Origin of the sequence: Streptomyces sp. NBC_00080 (assembly GCF_045041255.1) — a bacterium.
GTDB classification, from domain to species: domain Bacteria; phylum Actinomycetota; class Actinomycetes; order Streptomycetales; family Streptomycetaceae; genus Streptomyces; species Streptomyces coriariae.
The window spans coordinates 8,382,791-8,399,717 of the sequence record NZ_CP108235.1; the positions used below are offsets into that span (position 1 = coordinate 8,382,791).

A 16,927-nucleotide genomic window follows, 5' to 3' on the forward strand; every position below is an offset into this window, starting at 1 on the left:
TACACCCGGACGGAGTACGCCTCAGGGATGGGTCACCGTGGCCCGGGCGACGGACGCCCCGAAGGTGACGTCACCGCCCGGTCAGCCGACGGCGGCCGACCGGGCGGGGGCATGTGCGGGCCGCAGGTCGTCGACGGAGACGACCTCCGTGAACCGCGGCGGGACCTGCTCCCTGGGCGTACGACGCGGCGGCCGCGCCGAGAGCTCCCGCGTGGCGACGGGGGCCGGCAGCGTGAACCACACGACCTTGCCGGACTCGCCGTCCGGCCGGGCGCCCCAGCTCTCGCTCACCGCCGCCACCATGGCCAGCCCGCGCCCGCAGGTGGCGAGCGTCGCTTCGTCGACGACCCCCACGACCGGCAGGCGCGGGTCGTGGTCACGCACGGAGACGGTGAGCCGGTCGAGCAGCAGCTCCATCTCCACGACGCACATCTTGTCGGGCTGCGCGTGCAGGTGGACGTTGGTCAACAGCTCCGTCACACCGAGCGCGGCGCGGTCTATGAGTGGATCCATATGCCAGTAGCGCAACTGCGCCGATACGATTCTGCGGACCTGGCCGATCCGCGACGGCAGGGCCTGAAGCTCGACCGTGCAGTGCCTGTTCGGGTTGGTGATCACGGCTGCGACTCCCCGACTTAGGTCCGGAAGAACACGGGATTCGGATCGAGCAGAGCGTCTGCGCAAGGCGGCCGCCTGCTGTCGTGGCCGGCGGGCTGGTTCGCAGCGTTATCGCCGGTAAACCCAGAGTGACGTGAGACCAGAGTGACGCAGTGGCCGCAGTGCCGCAACTTGCGTCGGCCAGGCCACCCGTTCGGCCTCGGACGCGGTACGTCGGCGCCGGCTCAGCCGCCGCGCCCCGCCGCCCTGCGCACGGCCTCGATGAAGCGGCGCGCCGCGGGCGGCCCCGGTTCGCCGGGCGCCGGGTCGTGGTCGCCGAGGGTCAGCAGGTACCGCTTGCCGTTGAAGTCGGCCAGTGCCCGGTCCTCCGGCGCGAACCAGGGCCTGGAGGCGCGGACCGCCTGTACGGGCGCGCTGTCGATCTCACTGCCGTAGCTGGTCAGCAACTCCAGCCTGCCGTCGCTGATCCGGACCTGGCCGGCTCGGGTGAGCGAACGCAGCCGCTTGCCGATGCGCACGCCCGTAGCCGTGAACTCCGGCTCCGCCATGCTTCCCCGCCCCCTTGTGTGCCTGGGCGAGCCGAACCGTGCACCCGCGTGGGTCGTGATCCAGCCCGCGTCGTGATCGAACCCGTCCTCGGTCCAGTGTGCGCCCCCGTCCGGGTCCCGCGTCCGGACCGGCGTCATCACCCCGCCCGGACCTTCGCCCGACCCGGTGCAGTCTGCCCGCGCCCGGCGTCGAGCACCAGTGCGCACGACGCCTCGGCGCTACCCGCCCGGAGCATTCGCGGGAATGCGCCCCCGCGCCCCCAAAGCCGCCCCCCAGGGCCGCCTTTGAGGCTCTCAAAGGTGTGTTTATGCAGGTGAGAAGCGTGTGGCTGGTGCTTATGATCGGTGTGTCGGCCGCGCGGAACACCGTCGGCGCGAAGCCTGAAGGAGCCCTGCCGTGACCACCCCCCAGCACAACAGGACCGGCGCCACCCTCGACGTCGACCGCAGCGACACCGCCTACCGCGACTGGCTGAAAGAAGCCGTCCGCAAGGTCCAGGCCGACGCCAACCGCTCGGCCGACACCCATCTGCTGCGCTTCCCGCTCCCCGAGAAGTGGGGCATCGACCTGTATCTCAAGGACGAGTCGACCCACCCCACCGGCAGCCTCAAGCACCGACTCGCCCGCTCGCTCTTCCTCTACGGCCTGTGCAACGGCTGGATCCGGCCGGGCCGTCCGGTGATCGAGGCGTCCAGCGGTTCGACGGCCGTCTCCGAGGCGTACTTCGCCAAGCTGATCGGCGTGCCCTTCATCGCGGTCATGCCGCGCACGACGAGCGCCGAGAAGATCCGCCTGATCGAGTTCCACGGCGGCCAGTGCCACTTCGTCGACGACTCCCGCACGATGTACGAGGAGTCCGCCCGCCTCGCGGCGGACAGCGGCGGTCACTACATGGACCAGTTCACCTACGCCGAACGGGCCACGGACTGGCGCGGGAACAACAACATCGCCGAATCCATCTTCCGTCAACTGGAGTGGGAGCGGTTCCCGGAGCCCGCCTGGATCGTGGCCACGGCCGGCACCGGCGGCACCTCCGCGACCCTCGCCCGGTACGTCCACTACACGCGGCGCAACACCCGCATCTGCGTCGCCGACCCGGAGAACTCGTGCTTCTTCGAGGGCTGGACCACCGGCGATCCGGACGTCACCTGCGACTGCGGCTCACGCATCGAGGGCATCGGCCGGCCGCGCATGGAACCCAGCTTCGTGCCCGGCGCCGTCGACCGGATGATGAAGGTCCCGGACGCGGCCAGCGTCGCCGCCGTACGCGCCCTGGAACGGGCCATCGGCCGCAAGGCGGGCGGCTCGACCGGCACCGGACTGTGGAGCGCGCTGAAGATCGTCGCCGAGATGGTGGCCGACGGACACCGCGGCAGCGTCGTCACCCTGCTGTGCGACCCGGGCGACCGCTACCTCGACAAGTACTACTCCGACAGCTGGCTCGCCGAGCAGGGCCTGGACATCGCCCCGTACACCGCCGCGATCGAATCGCTGCTGGCCACCGGCGTGTGGCCGGCCTGACCTCCGGCCCGCGCCGCCCGAGCGGACGGCTCGTGGCCCTTACGGGGTGAGCCGGCGGTCCAGTTTCGTCACCGCGTCCCGGAACGACCGCCCCAGACCGGCCCGCGCCAGCCGCAGGACCGCCCGGAACGCGCCGTTGCCGTCGGCGGCGAACGTCCACTGCACCCGCGTTCCCGCCCCGGCCGGCGTCAGCCGCCACTCCTCGACCAGCGCCCGGACGCCCGGCGCGTTGGTCACGTCCACGCGGTAGGCGTACAGCTCCGGCTCCTTCGCCACGAGCACCGTCTCGCGGAAACGCGTGCCGCCCCTGAGCCGTACGTCGCGCCCCGCGCCGTCGTCCAGGGGCTGGACGGACGTCACGGCCGGGAACCACTGCGCCCAGCCGGACACGTCCTCGGCGAGAGCGCGGAAGACGAGCCCAGGGGGAGCGGACACCTCCCGAGCGAAAACCAGCCGTACGGGAGCGGTCTCGACGAACGCGAGTCCTTCGGGGCGCAACCGGTGAGCCATGCGCACAACCTCCTCGGGGCGAGGAAACGGGTGCGTCACCCTAGCCGCAGGCCCTTCAGATGTCTGTACCCTCACCGGGCTCGCCCGCGACCACCAGCCGCCGCAGGTGCTCGGAGACCTCCGCGCGCGCCGCCTCCGGCAGCCCCGCGTCCGTCACCAGCGTGTCGACCTGCTCCAGCGCCGCGAACGAACTCAGGCCCACCACACCCCACTTGGTGTGGTCCGCGACCACCACCACCCGGCGCGCCGACTGCACCAGGCGCCGGTTGGTCTCGGCCTCCGCGAGGTTCGGCGTCGACAGACCGGCCTCGGCCGATATCCCGTGCACACCAAGGAACAGCACGTCGAAGTGGAGCGCCGCGATGGCCTGGTCGGCGACCGGACCCACCAGCGAGTCGGACGGCGTGCGCACCCCGCCGGTCAGCACGACCGTGGCCGCGCCCTGGCGGGGGCCCGAGGTGCGCTGCGCCACGTGGAAGACGTCGGCCACGCGCACCGAGTTGGTCACCACGGTCAGATCCGGCACGTCCACCAGATGATGCGCCAGCGCGTACGTCGTCGTACCGCCCGACAGCGCGATCGCGCTGCCCGGGGCGACGAGTTCCGCCGCCGCCTTCGCGATGTCCTCCTTGGCGGTCAGCTCCAGACCCGACTTCGCCTCGAAGCCCGGCTCGTGGGTGCTCGCCTCCACGACCGGCACCGCACCGCCGTGCACCTTCTCCAGGACACCCTGTCGCGCCAGCGCGTCGAGGTCACGGCGCACCGTCATGTCCGACACGCCGAGCTTGCGGGTCAGCTCGTTGACCCGTACGCCACCCCGGCGGCGTACCTCGTCCAGGATCAGGGCGCGGCGCTGCTCCGCGAGGAGGTTCTGATTCTCACTCACGTACGCTCCGGTCCTTTCCCTCAGCCCGTCCGACAGGCCCGCTCACCTGCTCCGACGAGGCCATTCTCGCCGATTCCGGTGCGGGGGCGTCCCATCCTCGCACGGCTTGCTCACAGCTGGTCCACCACCCCGACGCGTGCATGCCACTCACGTGTGGCGTGGGCGTTCCCCGCCCGCTCCGGGGAGGTTCCGTGACGGGAGGTGTATCAGGCCTTCGAAATGGCGATCCTTATGTCCGCGCGGACACATGTCGAAGGCGTGTCACGGGGGAAGTGCGAACAGTGGAACGTGCCTCAGCGGACAGAACGGCCCTGGAACTCCTGGTCCACGGCGTGGGTGGCGCCACGCCCGAGAAGATGCTCAACGATCCGCGCACCGTGCGGATCACCGGCGACGACACGGCGGCCGTGTTCCGGCGCGCCGACGACGTCACCGCGGACACCGGCCCCGCCGACGACCGCGGCCGCGACGCCCCGGTTCCCGAGGCCTATGTGTGGTCCAACCTCACCTCCGGCAACGGCACGCGCGCCCTGTGGCTCCTGCTGCTGCCGTTCATGGTCGTCAACCTCGCCCACTGGATGCGCCCCGCCGCACGGGAGGGCGTCCGCGCGGTGCGGCTGTACGGGCTGCTCGTGCGGCTCGCGGCACTGAGCCTGACGGTGCTGCTCGTCGCCGCGGCCTGCGAGGTCGCCCTCGACCTGACCGCCTGGCAGTGCGCGGGCACGACCGCGTGCGCCGAGCGTCACTCCTGGCTGGGTTTCCTCTCCCCGGCGGTCTCCGACGGCGGCTGGTGGAGCCTGCCGGGCCGCCGGCTCGCCCTCGCCGCCCTGGTCCCGACCGCCCTCGTCGGTCTCCTGTGGTACCTGTCCCACCGCACCTGGCGGGCGTACGAGTCCCAGGAGCCCCTCGACCGCGCCTCCGAACCCGAGAACGGCCCCGGTCACACCGCACTCCGCCGGCCCGGCTTCTGGTACGGGCGCCGGCTGGTGGCCCGCCTGCGCGCGGCCCACACCGCGGCGGGACTGCTGACGGTGGCCGCGGCCGTCGGCACGGCGGCCGTGCGCCAGGACCGCCGACCCGGCGGCCCCGCCCTCCTCGACTGGCTCGGCCGGTTGCTGGAGGCGTCCCTGGTGGCGGGCACGCTCGCCACGGTCTGGGTGGTGTGCCGCCGGGGCCGCAGCGAGCACCGCCTCGACCGCCGCGTCGACGCGCACCTCGTCCATCGGCTGCCCCTGGCCGCCCTCGTCCTGCTCACCCTCACCCTGGTGTACGCCGGGTGGCAGCGCCCCGGCTGGCACTCCGAGGGTCGGCTCCCCGGCGACGCGACCTTCGGCGCGCTCGCCCTCGCCCAGGGCGCCCTGGTGATCGCCCTGGCGGTCGTCGCCCGCGTCCTGCACCACTGCCCACGCGAGCGCTCCGCGCCGGCTGACCCGGACGGGGCCACCGCCGTCGAGCGGGTTCAACTCGTCCAGCAGGAGCGCTGCGCCCTGCGCGGGCTCGGGGGGCCCGCTGTCGCGATGCTGGCCTGCGCGCTCGGCGGGGTGATGTCCGGCGGGGTGTCGCAGCGAGTGTCGGACTGGCTGGACGGCACGGGGACCTTCCTCGACGGACCGCCCGTGCTCCTGACCTGGCAGGCGTCCGTCATCCCCGTGCTGCTCGTCGTCCTGTTGGCGCTGTGTGCACTGCTCGGACGGCAGACCTGGCTGCTCACCCGGGCCGAGCAGGACGCGGTGGGCCGCGCGTACGGGGTCGGACCCGGCGACCCTGCCCGCACCCGTCGCATCGCCCGCGCCCGCGCGATGGCCACGCTCACCGACCGTGGCCCGCTCCTCGTCGCCGTCGTCTCCACCGCGACGCTGCTCCTGGGCGCGGGCGCGCTCGTCGGCGCCTTCGGCACCGGGAAGACCCCGGTGCGCGCCACGGACGGCGCCCAGGCCTTCGTCCAGGGCGCCGCCCAGACCGCTCAGGCCATGGGCTCCTGGCTCATAGGGCTCGGCTTCGTCCTCTTCGTCACCTGGGGCCGGCGCGCCTACAAGGACGCCTCCGCGCGGCGCACGATCGGCATCCTCTGGGACGTCGGCACCTTCTGGCCGCGCGCCGCGCACCCCTTCGCCCCGCCCTGTTACGCGGAGCGCGCGGTCCCCGACCTGACCTGGCGGATGGCCGGTTGGACGCGCGCCACGGGCGGGCGTCTGGTGATCTCCGGTCACTCCCAGGGCAGTGTCCTCGCGGCCGCCGCGGCCTGGCAGCTGAAACCCTCCGACCGCAAGCGGGTCGCCCTGCTCACCTACGGCTCCCCGATCGAGCGCCTCTACGGCCGCTGGTTCCCGGCCCACTTCGGCCCGGCCGCGCTCGCCGCCCTGCACGAGGACATCGCCTGCTGGCGCAACCTGTACCGGCTCACCGACCCCATCGGCGGCCCGGTCCGGCTGTCAGGCGACGCCTGCGGCCCCCAGGTGGACCGCGAGCCCCTGGCGGACCCGCTGGCGTACGGCCGCACCGAGGCACACCCGCTGCCCGCGCCTGTGCTCGGCCACTCCGACTACCAGGCCGACCCGGCGTTCGCAGAGGAACGCGAGATGCTGCTGGGACGGCTGCGACCGGAGCTGCCCCAGCAGCGCACCTGAGCGGATCAGGGCAGCTCGGGCAGATCCTCCGCGTACAGCAAGGTCAGGTCGTCCGTGCTCGGCTCGGCCACCTGGGCGACCCGGCCGGCATGCCGCTCCACCATCGCCTCGAACGTCTGGCGCGCGGTACGCCCGTTGCCGAAGGCGGCTCCCTTGGGGAGCTCCGTGAAGTACTTCAGCAGGGCGTCCGAGGTGCCCGGAGCGAGCCGGTACTCGTGCTCCTCGGCCTGCTGTTCCACGATCCGCAGCAGCTCTTCGGGGCCGTAGTCGCCGAAGGTGATGGTCCGTGAGAAACGGGACGCCACACCGGGGTTGACCGAGAGGAAGCGCTCCATCTCCGCCGTGTAGCCCGCCACGATCACCACCACGGAGTCCCGGTGGTCCTCCATCAGCTTCACCAGGGTGTCGATGGCCTCCTTGCCGAAGTCGCGGCCCGCGTCCTCCGGCGACAGCGCGTACGCCTCGTCGATGAACAGCACGCCGCCGTGCGCCCGTTGGAAGGCCTCCTGGGTGCGGATCGCCGTCGAGCCGATGTGCTCGCCGACGAGGTCGACGCGGGACACCTCGACGAGATGGCCCTTCTCCAGCACGTCCAGGGCGGCGAGGATCTCGCCGTAGAGACGGGCGACGGTGGTCTTACCGGTGCCGGGGGAGCCGGTGAAGACCAGATGACGCTTGACGGACGCCGCCTTGAGCCCGGCCTGCTGACGGCGCCGCCCGACCTCGATCATGTCGATGAGGGCCCGCACCTCGCGTTTGACGCTCTCCAGGCCCACCAGCGTGTCCAACTCGCCGAGCACGTCCTTCGAGGTCCGCACCGACGTCTCCCTCTCACCGGCCGCCTGCTGCGGCTCCGGCGTGGTGACCCGCTGCTCGGGGACCATACCCAGCAGACCCGGCGACTGGGCGGTGGTCTGCACCACCGTCGCCGGCGACGCTGCGGCCCCGGGTGTCCGCGCGCCCGCGCTCTCGTCGCTGGTGCAGTCCTCGGCCAGGGGACCGGAGCCCGAGCCCGCGTCGCCCCCGGCGTCGGCGAACTCGTAACCGCCGCGCGCGCAGCGCTCCGTACGGCACTTGCGCAGCGTCGTGCGACTGCCGTCTATCACGTGGAAGCCGTAGCCGCCGCTGTTCGTCACCCGGCAGTTCAGGAAGGTGCCGCGGCCACCGGCCGACACATAGAACCCGGCCTCGGCGGGGGAGTCGACGGTGCAGCGCTCGACGGTGGGGTCGGCGCCCTTGGTGACGATCACGCCGGTCTGGGTGCTGTCCACGGTGCAGTTGTTGAGGGTGCCGCCGCTGCCGTGGTCGCGGAACCACGCGCCGGTCGCCGCGTCCCGGATCCGGCAGTCGTCGAGCTGGGCGGTCGCCCCGTCGCTCACCGACACGGCCGTGTTGCGCACCTGGGACAGGTCGCTGTCCACGACGTCCGCGCGGGAGCCCCGGTCGAGGACGAACAGGGCGTCGGGCACGTCGTGCACCCGGCAGGAGTCGAGGACCGCGGTGGCGCCGTCGCTGACCCAGACGGCCGGGTAGTCGCCGGTGCTGTCGAAGATCTCGCACTGGTTGGCGTCCACGCGCGTGCCCGGGTCCCACACCGACAGCCCGTTGCGGCCGAACTGACGCACCGTCGTGCGGGTCAGTGTCAGTACGGAACGGGAGCGCAGGTCGACCGCGTTCTCCGGGATGTCGTGGATACGGCAGTCGGCCAGGGTGAGCACGGCGTCCGTGTCGAGCGTGACGCCGTCGGAGGTGGTGCGGTGCACATCGCAGTCGGTGAGGTGCGCGGTGGCCCGGGCGGTGATCTGCACACCGCTGCCCCTGACCTCGTAGATCTCGCAGCCCACCGCCTCCAGGGAGGAGCCTTCGCCGGACGCGCTCAGACCCGCGCCCGACGTGTGGTGCACCCGGCAGCGCTCCAGCCGGGGGTGGGCCCCGCCGCGCACCGAGACGCCGGCCTGCCCCGCCGCGACGACCTCGCACTCCTCGAAGACACCGCCGCCGCCGTCGACCACGGCGATGCCGATGCCCGCCGGGTTGTCGACGGTGCACCGCCGCACGGTCGGGCGGGCACTGCCCCGCACCTCGATGCCCGCCGCGGACCGCGTGACGATCCGTACGTCCAGCAGCTCCGGTGTGCCGTCCTCGACGAGCACCGCGGGCGCGGCCGCGTCCTGGCCCTCCACGTGCAGGTCCTGTACCACCGCCGAGGCGCGCACGGTCAACGGCACCCCGTCCAAGGGCGCGAGACGCACGGAACCGGGGGAGCCCTCGGGTCCGCGCAGCGTCACCGACCGCTCAACGACCAGGTTCTCCCGGTAGGTTCCGGGAGCGATGGTGAGCACGTCACCCTCGGCCGCGGCCTCCAGGGCGGCGGCGAGCGATGCGTACTCACCCGTGCGGCGCCGCCACCTCGATGTGCCGGTGTGCGTCACCTGGACCGTGCCCTGTGCCATGGCGTTGATGTGCCCCCACCTCGTGGTACGCGGGTTGATGCCGAATGGTTCGGCCGGACCACCGTAGCGTGCGCGCGGGTGGTGGGTTGACCAGAGACGGAAGGCCGTCAGCTGCCGGTGCCGGTGCGGCCCCAGTCCGGGCCCGCACGGTCCCAGGCCTGGTCCCAACGGGCGTACCGGCGATGGACCAGGCGCCAGACGATCAGCCGCCGAACGCCCTCGACGGTGCCCGCGGTGAGCAGGGCCGCGCCGAAGCCGGCGAGCACGGCGTGCGTCGTCGCCGTGGCGGAGTCCAGCGGGCGGGCCACCAGCGCGCCGTGTTCGTCCGTCCATATCGCGAAGTGGTCGCCGCCGTGCGGGGACTTGAGGCCCGCGAGGACCGTCCCGTGCCGTGCCGTGCCGTCGGGCGCCGTCCAGTCCGCGACGACCCGGGTACGGGCCTCCCGGCCGGTGGCCGTCTCCGGGTCCACCTCCAGCGGCGAACCGTCCACCTTCCGCACCACGGTGGCCGTGACCTCGTGGCGGGACTGCCGCTGCTCGTGGACCGACTGCTGGAGGACCTCCTGTGCCACGGCGCCGACGAGGGAACCCACCACGGGTGCGACCAGGAGGATCAGCAACAAGGCCGACAAGGCCACCCACGCCTCGACCAGATCCGTCGTACGACGCAGTGGGTTGTGTCGCCAGCGCCAGATTCCGCCGATCGCTCGCACCGCCCGCACCCCCTTCCCGCTCCGTGATAACCCGCGTTGGAGCCGTTCACGCGCGAGCCCGGGGAAAGAGAGAGCGAAATCACCAGAGCCCGGGACCTCTCATGAACTTCTCACGCAATCCCAACGCTCCGGAGCCTGGCGGGGGTTCCCACGGATCGCCCGGCCTCCGACCCAGGCCGGAACTATGCGATGACGCGCACCGGGTCACCGACTCTGATCGTGCCGTGACCGAGAGGGACGAGGTTCTGTCCGAAGATCAGCTTGCCGCCGAGGCGCCGATGCCGGCCCAGGGTGTGGAGGGGTTCCTTGCCGCGTGTCGCGGTGCCCTGGTCGGTGGTGGTCACGACGCAGCGGCCGCACGGCTTGGCGACCCGGAATTCGACCTCGCCGACGACGATGCGTGACCAGCCGTCCTCCGCCCACGGATCAGTGCCCGACAGGACCAGGTTCGGCCGGAAGCGGTTCATCGGCAGCGGGCCCTCCGCGGCGTGCTCGCCCTGGGCGATCAGCGAGTTGAGGGCGTGCAGGGACGCGGTCGTGACGGCCAGCAGCGGATATCCGTCGGCGAAGGTGACGGTCTCGCCGGGCCGCGCGTACCCGGGGTCCACGGGCCGACGGGTCGCGGGGTCGTCCATGTGCACCAGCCGCACGTCGGCGCCGAGGTGGGCGCTGCACCAGGCGTGCGCGGTGTCGTCGGCGAGGACCCCCTCCACCTTGTCACGGAAGATCTCCATCGACACCGTGCCCACCGGCTCGGGCACCGGCACGGTCAGCGGTTGCAGACCGGGTGCGGACAGACGCACGCCGCCGCCGGGCAGAAGCTCGGCGGCGGCCAGCGCGAGGCGCGGCTGCTGACGTTGTGTGACGACCTTTCCCCCGTCGTCGATCAGCGCCCAGCGTCGGTCCCCGGCCAGCCCCCAGGGCTCCACGACGGCCTCCCGGGGTGCCTGACCCCGGAACGCCTTGACCGGATGGACGTGAATCGACAGCAGCTGCACATGCCCCATGGGGTCATCCTGCCAGGTGGCACCGACGACCCCGTGGGCTCAGTAGCCCCGGTACTGCTGGTTGTACGGGTCCTGGTACTGGGGCGCGGCGGGCCGGGGAGCGGCCGGGCGCATGGCGTCGTAGCCCGTGCCGGGGCCCGCCGGACGCGGCTGCTGCTGCGCCTGGGGTCCGGGGTAGCCGCGCGGCGCGCCGGCCTGCGGCGGGATGTACGCCGCAGGAGCCTGCTGCAACGGCGCGGGCTGCTGCGCCTGCGGGTAGCCGTAGCCGTAGGACTGCGAGGGGCCCGCCGGGAGAGCGGGCAGTGCCGACGGCAACGCGGGCAGGTTGCTGCTGCCCATGTCGTACGCGGCGGGGACCCGGATCGGGGCGATCTGCGGGGTGCCCCGCTCGGCCACGAGCGAGTCGTAGATCGGGGTGTCCGGGAAGGAGGCGTAGTAGCCGCCGCCATAGGTGGAGCGGGGGGAGGTCATGGCACATAAGTTAAGCCCACGATGTGCTGGTTGGGGAGACCGATAAGAGGGTTGATTTCCGTGTCCGCAGTGACCTCGGACCCCCAATGCGAGCGAACATGGGGAAAAAGGACGGCGCGCGTCCTTCCGATCGTGTAAAGGCCGAGTTCCGAGCGGGTTACCGGCGGTTGGTCAGGGCTGATCCTGCGCTCCCGATGGGAGTTCCCCGTCCCGCGGAATAGGTTGGCCGGAAAGACAACCCGAGGGGTGCCGAGGCGTGCGGCCCGGTGCACTGACACGCGATGGGGGCGTACATGTCAATGTCGAAGGGGTCCAATGCTCCGGTGCCGACCACGGCACTGCGGGTCGAACTGGGCTGGCGCTCGGGAACGGGCGTTCCGGACGCGGACGCGTCGGCGCTGCTGCTGGTGGGCGGAAAGGTCCGCTCCGACGCGGACTTCGTCTTCTACAACCAGCCGGCCCACTCCTCCGGAGGCGTTCGGCACGAGGGCAAGCGGGACGCCGGGGGCCGGGTGACCGACAGCCTGCTCGTCGACCTCGCGCGCGTGGAGCCCTCGATCGAGACCATCGTCCTGGCGGCCTCGACGGACGGTGGCTCGTTCGGTCAGGTGCCGGACCTCTACATCGAGGTACGGGACGCGGCGCAGGGCACCGTCGTGGCACGGTTCGACAGCGCGGGCGCGACGGTGGAGACGGCCTTCGTGCTGGGGGAGTTCTACCGCCGCCAGGGCGCCTGGAAGTTCCGGGCCGTCGGCCAGGGCTACGACAGCGGCCTCGAAGGCCTGGCCACCGACTTCGGGATCGCCGTGGACGAGCCGCAGCAGGCGGCCGCCCCGGCCCCGCCGGCCCGTCAGGTCGCTCCTCCGCCGCCGTCCCAGCAGCCGACCATGCCCGCCTTTCCGGCCACGGTTCCCCCGCCCGTCCACCAGGCCCCGCCGCCCCCGCCGCCGGCACCGCCCGCCGCACCGGTCCGGCTGACCAAGGTGACGCTGACCAAGGCCGCCCCGTCGGTGTCCCTGAGCAAGCAGGGCGGCACCTCGGGCGCCCTGCGCGTGAACCTGAACTGGGAGGTGCGCAAGCAGTTCTCGGGCTGGGGCAGCAAGCGCGGCCGCGCGGTCGCCATGCACAACGACCTCGACCTCGACCTGTGCGCCCTGTTCGAGCTCGCCGACGGCCGCAAGGGCGTGGTCCAGGCCCTCGGCAACGCCTTCGGTGCCCTCCACCAACCGCCCTACATCCACCTCGACGGCGACGACCGCACCGGCGCCCTGGCGAGCGGTGAGAACCTCACCGTGAACCTCGACCACAAGAACGACTTCCGGCGCATCCTCGTCTTCGTCACCATCTACGAGGGCGCCCGTTCCTTCGCCGACCTGCACGCCACCGTCACGCTGCAACCGCAGTTCGGCGCCGCGATCGACTTCTCCCTCGACGAGTGCACGGTGCCCTCGACCGTGTGCGCGCTTGCGCTGATCACCAACAACGGGGGCGACCTCGTCGTCCAGCGCGAGGCCCGCTACCTGGTGCCCGAGCGCGGGGTGAGCCCCCAGCGGACCGTCGACTACACCTACGGGTGGGGCATGAACTGGACGCCGGGCCGCAAATAGAGGCTGCCCCGAGGTCGGGGGCCCTTGTTCACAGGGGTCCCCGTACGACGGCTCAGCCCTCGTCCGCGACGGCGTCCGGACGGGCGTAGGTACGGCCCTTCCAGGCCGCCCCGCGTCCCCGGTAGTGCTGGACCGAGGAGTCGACCGTCATCAACAGATAGAGGAACGCCGTGAACGGCAGCAGGGGAGCGAGCCACAGCGGCTGCCCGTAGTAGCGCAGCATCGGGACGTACGTCCCCGTCATCACCAGCCACGCCAGACCGCCGAACACGGCGGTGGCCCCACTGCCTGCGGCGAGCCCGCCGATCAGGGCGAGCGGAGGCACCAGGTACACCAGCGCCAGACCGAGCACCGTGCCGGTCAGCAGGAGCGGACTGTGCCGCAGTTGCGCGTAGGCGCTGCGCGAGACCATCCGCCACAGATCGTGCAGCCTCGGATACGGGCGCACGCTGTCCACCCGGTCGGCCAGTCCCAGCCAGACGTGACCGCCCGCACCCTTCACGGCCCGCGCGAGCGCCACGTCGTCGATGACGGCGTGCCGGATGGCGTCAGGGATCCGCGCCCGCTCGGCCGCGTCGCTGCGCAGCAGGACACATCCGCCCGCGGCGGCAGCCGTCCGCGCCCCACGTCGGCCGATCCGCCGGAAGGGGTAGAGCTGCGCGAAGAAGTAGACGAAGGCGGGTACCACCAGCCGCTCCCACAGGCTCTCCACCCGCAGCCGTGCCATCTGGGAGACGACGTCGAACCCACCGGTGCGGGCCGCCGCCACCAGCTCCCGCAGGCTGTCGGGCCCGTGCGCGATGTCGGCATCCGTGAGGAGGAGGTACTCGGGCTCACGCGCGCGTGCCAGCCCGATGCCGTGACGCACCGCCCACAGCTTCCCGGTCCAGCCCGCGGGAGGTTCGCCGGGCGAGTCCACGGTCAGCGGGAGCCCGCCCCGCTGCCGGGCGAGCACGCGCGCCAGTTCCCCCGTGCCGTCGGAGCTGCCGTCGTCGACGAGGAAGATCTCCGCCCGCCCCGGGTAGTCCTGCGCGAGCAGGGAGGGCAGGCTCGCGGACAGCACAGCGGCCTCGTCGCGCGCGGGGACGACGACGCAGACGGACGGCCACTCCCGTGGCTCCACCCGGGCCGGCAGCCTGACGTCCGTGCGCCAGAAGAAGCCCTGACAGAGCAACAGCCACACCCAGGCGGCCAGAGTCACGGCGGCGATCCACACGATGGCGCTCACGCGCGCAGTCTGCCCCACGCCACCGGGCCGCAAGAGCACATCGTCTATGGTGGCCGGGTGAAGATCGCGCTCATGGACTCCGGAATCGGTCTGCTGGCGGCCACCGTCGCGGTACGGCGCCTGCGGCCCGACGCCGATCTCGTGCTCTCCCTCGACCCCGACGGCATGCCCTGGGGGCCGCGCACCCCGCAGGACCTCACCGAGCGTGCCGTGGCCGTCGCCGAGGCCGCCGCCGCGCACCGGCCCGAGGCCCTCATCGTCGGCTGCAACACGGCGACCGTGCACGCCCTGCCCGCGCTCCGCTCCCTCCTCGAACCCGGCATCCCGGTCATCGGCACCGTCCCGGCGATCAAGCCGGCCGCGGCCGGCGGCGGCCCGGTCGCGATCTGGGCCACACCCGCCACCACCGGCAGCCCCTATCAGCGCAACCTCATCCGGGACTTCGCCGGCGACGTCACGGTCGCCGAGGTGCCCTGCTGGGGACTGGCGGAGGCGGTCGAGCACGCGAACGAGGCGGCGATCGACGCAGCGGTCACCGCGGCCGCCGCCCTCACTCCCGAGGAAGTAACGACCGTCGTCCTGGGCTGCACCCATTACGAACTGGTCGCCGACCGCATCCGGGCCGCCGTACAGCGACCCGACCGGCCGCCGCTCGTCCTGCACGGCTCGGCCGGAGCCGTGGCCGCGCAGGCACTGCGCCGTATCGGCGCGCGCCCCGCACCCGAGGCGGCGGCGCTCGGCACCGTGACGGTTCTCCTCAGCGGCCGTCCCGGCGCTCTCCCCGCGCCCGCCCTGGCCTACGCGGAAGGCCGACTGCTGGAGGCCGTCAGCTCCGTCCGGTGACCGAAGGGCCCGGATCGGCCCCTCGGGGTCGCCCGCCGCCCGGGCGGAGCAGTCACCCTGCGCTACGCGCTACCGGCGCAGCGAAACCTGAGTAACCTCATGAATATGAGGGACCACCCCCACGACGAGAGCATCCCGCTTCCCGACGTCCCGCATGCAGACGCCCCGCATCCCGACGTCTGGACCGGACGCGCCACCAACCGGTTCCAGTGGGTGCTGGCGCTCGTCGGCGCCGCCTGCATGGCGCTCGGCGTCGAGCTCGCCGTCGAATCCGCGTGGACGTCCGGCATCGCCCCGCTCGCCATGTCCGTCGTCGGCTGTATCGCCGCCGGGTTGCTGGTTCTCTTCGGCACCCTCGCCTTCGTCCACGTCGACCTCAAGCTCGACAAGGAGTCGCTCGAAGTGCGCTGCGGGCACATCGGGCTGCCGCGCCGGCGGATCCCGCTGGCCCATGTCGCCGGGGCCGACTTCGTACCGCTCGTCACTCCGCGCCACTGGGGCGGCTGGGGCTATCGCTGGCGGCCGGAGAAGGGCACGGCCGTCGTGGTCCGCCGCGGCGAGGGTGTGCTGCTGCGGCTCTGGGACGGTCACACGTTCACCATCACCGTGGACGACGCGGAGTCGGCGGTGCGCGTCATCAGAGACCGGCTGCGGGCGGGCGCGCCGGGCACCACGCCCTGAAGCGCGCACGGGAAAGCGCTGAGGCTCAGAAGGGCAGAAGGGCAGACGGTCAGGCGGCCGGGCGGCCGTCGTGGCGCAGGTCCCGGTCGAACTCCGGCCGGGCCTCGGGCGCCGCGGGTTCCTCGGCGAGCGGCCGGGCCGTGGCCAGGCCGGCCAGCAGCCCCGCACCGACCGACACGGTGGTGAAGCTCAGCGCGTTGCCGATCGCGGCGACGGCGGCCAGAGCCGTGAGCGCGGCACCCGCGGTGAGGACGACCGGGGTGGGGCGCGGCGCCCGCCACAGGGCGAACAGCACCCAGCAGAACGCCGCGGCGAGCAGCAGCACACCGGCGACACCCTGCTCCGCCGCCAGTTGCAGGGGCGCCGAGTGCGGCTTGCCGTCGGACAGCGTCGACTGCGCCGCCGTACCGCTCAGCTCCCCGAAGCGCCCGGGGCCCACGCCGAGGCCGGCCTCCCGGTGGGCCATGCCCAGGGCGTCGCGCCACAGATCGACCCGGTGCGCGGTCAGCCGGTCCGTCACAGACCCGGCGAGGCCGCCGGACGGCACGTTCCCGGCGACCGCCCAGATCAGGCCCGTCACCAGGGCGGCGGCCATGGCCATGGCCGCGAGCCACGGCCCCCGGCGGCGCATTCGGCCGGCCGCCAGGGAGCACAGCAGCACCGCGCAACAGGTCACCACGGCCGTGGTCGAGCCCAGGAGGGCCCCGGTGACCGTGATGCCTCCGGCGAGCAGCCACAGCCCGAGCCGCACCACCGGCACGGCGGTCGCCCAGGCGGCGCAGCACGCGGCACCGGCCGACAGGGTCAGCACCGCGGCGGTGGCGCCGGCGTGGCCCAGCGGCGCGGCGATCTCGGGGCCCGGAGCGAGCCGGGGCCGGGCCACCGACAGGGTCAGCCCCGCCAGCGCCCCGGCACAGGGCCCGGCGACCGGCAGCAACACCCCGAGGATCCGCCCCGCCGCATAGCCGGCGGCCACCGCCAGCACCGCGAGCAGGACACCCTCGGGGCGCCCGTCGTGCACGGCGGCGGTGACCAGGGACCAGATGGCGCAGGCCCCGAGCACGGCTACGCCCGCCGCGTCAGAAACGTTTCGTCTTTCCCCGTCCGCGTCGACCGCGGACGTCATCCCCGTGGAACCCACCCGTCCCCCCGAACCCGGTCGCCCCCCGACCGTGACGGCCCTGAACCGTGACGGACCCCGGCCGCCCGCGCG

15 protein-coding genes are annotated in these 16,927 nt (G+C 72.9%); 5 read left to right on the plus strand and 10 right to left on the minus strand.

Annotated elements, in window-relative coordinates; genetic code table 11:
- Positions 1-81: 81 nt before the first annotated feature.
- A complete protein-coding gene (locus OHU34_RS37445; RefSeq protein ID WP_142268938.1) occupies positions 82-618 on the minus strand; it encodes an ATP-binding protein in 537 nt (178 codons plus the stop codon).
- A gap of 224 nt (positions 619-842) precedes the next feature.
- The gene (locus OHU34_RS37450; protein ID WP_142268937.1) at positions 843-1,166 is read right to left on the minus strand and encodes a hypothetical protein; all 324 of its coding nucleotides are present in this window, start codon (positions 1,164-1,166) and stop codon (positions 843-845) included.
- A gap of 397 nt (positions 1,167-1,563) precedes the next feature.
- Here OHU34_RS37450 and OHU34_RS37455 point away from each other — a divergent pair, with 397 nt between their 5' ends.
- Positions 1,564-2,688 (plus strand): PLP-dependent cysteine synthase family protein, encoded by a 1,125-nt coding sequence (locus tag OHU34_RS37455; protein WP_142268936.1) that lies wholly within the window; start codon positions 1,564-1,566, stop codon positions 2,686-2,688.
- A 39-nt stretch (positions 2,689-2,727) separates the two neighbouring features.
- Here OHU34_RS37455 and OHU34_RS37460 read toward each other — a convergent pair whose 3' ends face one another.
- The gene (locus OHU34_RS37460) at positions 2,728-3,198 is read right to left on the minus strand and encodes an SRPBCC family protein (protein WP_142268935.1); all 471 of its coding nucleotides are present in this window, start codon (positions 3,196-3,198) and stop codon (positions 2,728-2,730) included.
- A 55-nt stretch (positions 3,199-3,253) separates the two neighbouring features.
- Complete coding sequence (locus OHU34_RS37465; RefSeq protein WP_020125979.1) at positions 3,254-4,084, minus strand: DeoR/GlpR family DNA-binding transcription regulator; 831 nt, start codon at positions 4,082-4,084, stop codon at positions 3,254-3,256.
- Between the two features lie 281 nt (positions 4,085-4,365).
- On the opposite strand from OHU34_RS37465, the gene OHU34_RS37470 reads away from it, so the two are divergent.
- On the plus strand, positions 4,366-6,711 hold the full coding sequence (locus tag OHU34_RS37470) for a hypothetical protein (RefSeq protein WP_405770539.1): 2,346 nt from the start codon (positions 4,366-4,368) through the stop codon (positions 6,709-6,711).
- 5 nt (positions 6,712-6,716) lie between these two features.
- Here the strand turns inward: OHU34_RS37470 and OHU34_RS37475 are convergent, their stop codons facing one another.
- The 4 genes from OHU34_RS37475 to OHU34_RS37490 all read right to left on the minus strand — a co-directional run bounded on the left by OHU34_RS37475 (position 6,717) and on the right by OHU34_RS37490 (position 11,355).
- Entirely contained in the window at positions 6,717-9,164 is a 2,448-nt protein-coding gene (locus OHU34_RS37475; RefSeq protein ID WP_230196976.1) for a right-handed parallel beta-helix repeat-containing protein, read from the minus strand.
- Between the two features lie 107 nt (positions 9,165-9,271).
- Entirely contained in the window at positions 9,272-9,877 is a 606-nt protein-coding gene (locus OHU34_RS37480) for a hypothetical protein (RefSeq protein ID WP_405770543.1), read from the minus strand.
- A gap of 182 nt (positions 9,878-10,059) precedes the next feature.
- Positions 10,060-10,884, minus strand: a complete 825-nt coding sequence (locus OHU34_RS37485) for an MOSC domain-containing protein (RefSeq protein WP_405770545.1) — start codon at positions 10,882-10,884, stop codon at positions 10,060-10,062.
- 39 nt (positions 10,885-10,923) lie between these two features.
- A complete protein-coding gene (locus tag OHU34_RS37490; protein WP_020125984.1) occupies positions 10,924-11,355 on the minus strand; it encodes a DUF6643 family protein in 432 nt (143 codons plus the stop codon).
- Between the two features lie 281 nt (positions 11,356-11,636).
- Between OHU34_RS37490 and OHU34_RS37495 the strand changes: the two genes are divergently transcribed.
- Entirely contained in the window at positions 11,637-12,962 is a 1,326-nt protein-coding gene (locus OHU34_RS37495) for a TerD family protein (protein ID WP_405770548.1), read from the plus strand.
- 52 nt (positions 12,963-13,014) lie between these two features.
- On the opposite strand, the gene OHU34_RS37500 is transcribed toward OHU34_RS37495, so the two are convergent.
- Positions 13,015-14,178: a glycosyltransferase gene (locus OHU34_RS37500; protein WP_372481811.1), complete on the minus strand. Its 1,164-nt coding sequence runs from the start codon at positions 14,176-14,178 to the stop codon at positions 13,015-13,017.
- Between the two features lie 69 nt (positions 14,179-14,247).
- On the opposite strand from OHU34_RS37500, the gene OHU34_RS37505 reads away from it, so the two are divergent.
- Complete coding sequence (locus OHU34_RS37505; protein ID WP_142268931.1) at positions 14,248-15,033, plus strand: glutamate racemase; 786 nt, start codon at positions 14,248-14,250, stop codon at positions 15,031-15,033.
- Between the two features lie 105 nt (positions 15,034-15,138).
- Positions 15,139-15,714 (plus strand): hypothetical protein, encoded by a 576-nt coding sequence (locus tag OHU34_RS37510; RefSeq protein WP_200840023.1) that lies wholly within the window; start codon positions 15,139-15,141, stop codon positions 15,712-15,714.
- Positions 15,715-15,763: 49 nt separating this feature from the next.
- Here the strand turns inward: OHU34_RS37510 and OHU34_RS37515 are convergent, their stop codons facing one another.
- Complete coding sequence (locus OHU34_RS37515; protein ID WP_230196979.1) at positions 15,764-16,840, minus strand: O-antigen ligase; 1,077 nt, start codon at positions 16,838-16,840, stop codon at positions 15,764-15,766.
- Positions 16,841-16,927: the final 87 nt, after the last annotated feature.

Coding starts and splice junctions, on each gene's coding strand:
- OHU34_RS37450 (WP_142268937.1), bottom strand. CDS start 1,166: ATGGCGGAGCCGGAGTTCACGGCTACGGGCGTGCGCATCGGCAAGCGG.
- OHU34_RS37460 (WP_142268935.1), bottom strand. CDS start 3,198: ATGGCTCACCGGTTGCGCCCCGAAGGACTCGCGTTCGTCGAGACCGCT.
- OHU34_RS37475 (WP_230196976.1), bottom strand. CDS start 9,164: ATGGCACAGGGCACGGTCCAGGTGACGCACACCGGCACATCGAGGTGG.
- OHU34_RS37485 (WP_405770545.1), bottom strand. CDS start 10,884: ATGGGGCATGTGCAGCTGCTGTCGATTCACGTCCATCCGGTCAAGGCG.
- OHU34_RS37490 (WP_020125984.1), bottom strand. CDS start 11,355: ATGACCTCCCCCCGCTCCACCTATGGCGGCGGCTACTACGCCTCCTTC.
- OHU34_RS37495 (WP_405770548.1), top strand. CDS start 11,637: ATGGGGGCGTACATGTCAATGTCGAAGGGGTCCAATGCTCCGGTGCCG.
- OHU34_RS37510 (WP_200840023.1), top strand. CDS start 15,139: ATGAGGGACCACCCCCACGACGAGAGCATCCCGCTTCCCGACGTCCCG.
- OHU34_RS37515 (WP_230196979.1), bottom strand. CDS start 16,840: ATGACGTCCGCGGTCGACGCGGACGGGGAAAGACGAAACGTTTCTGAC.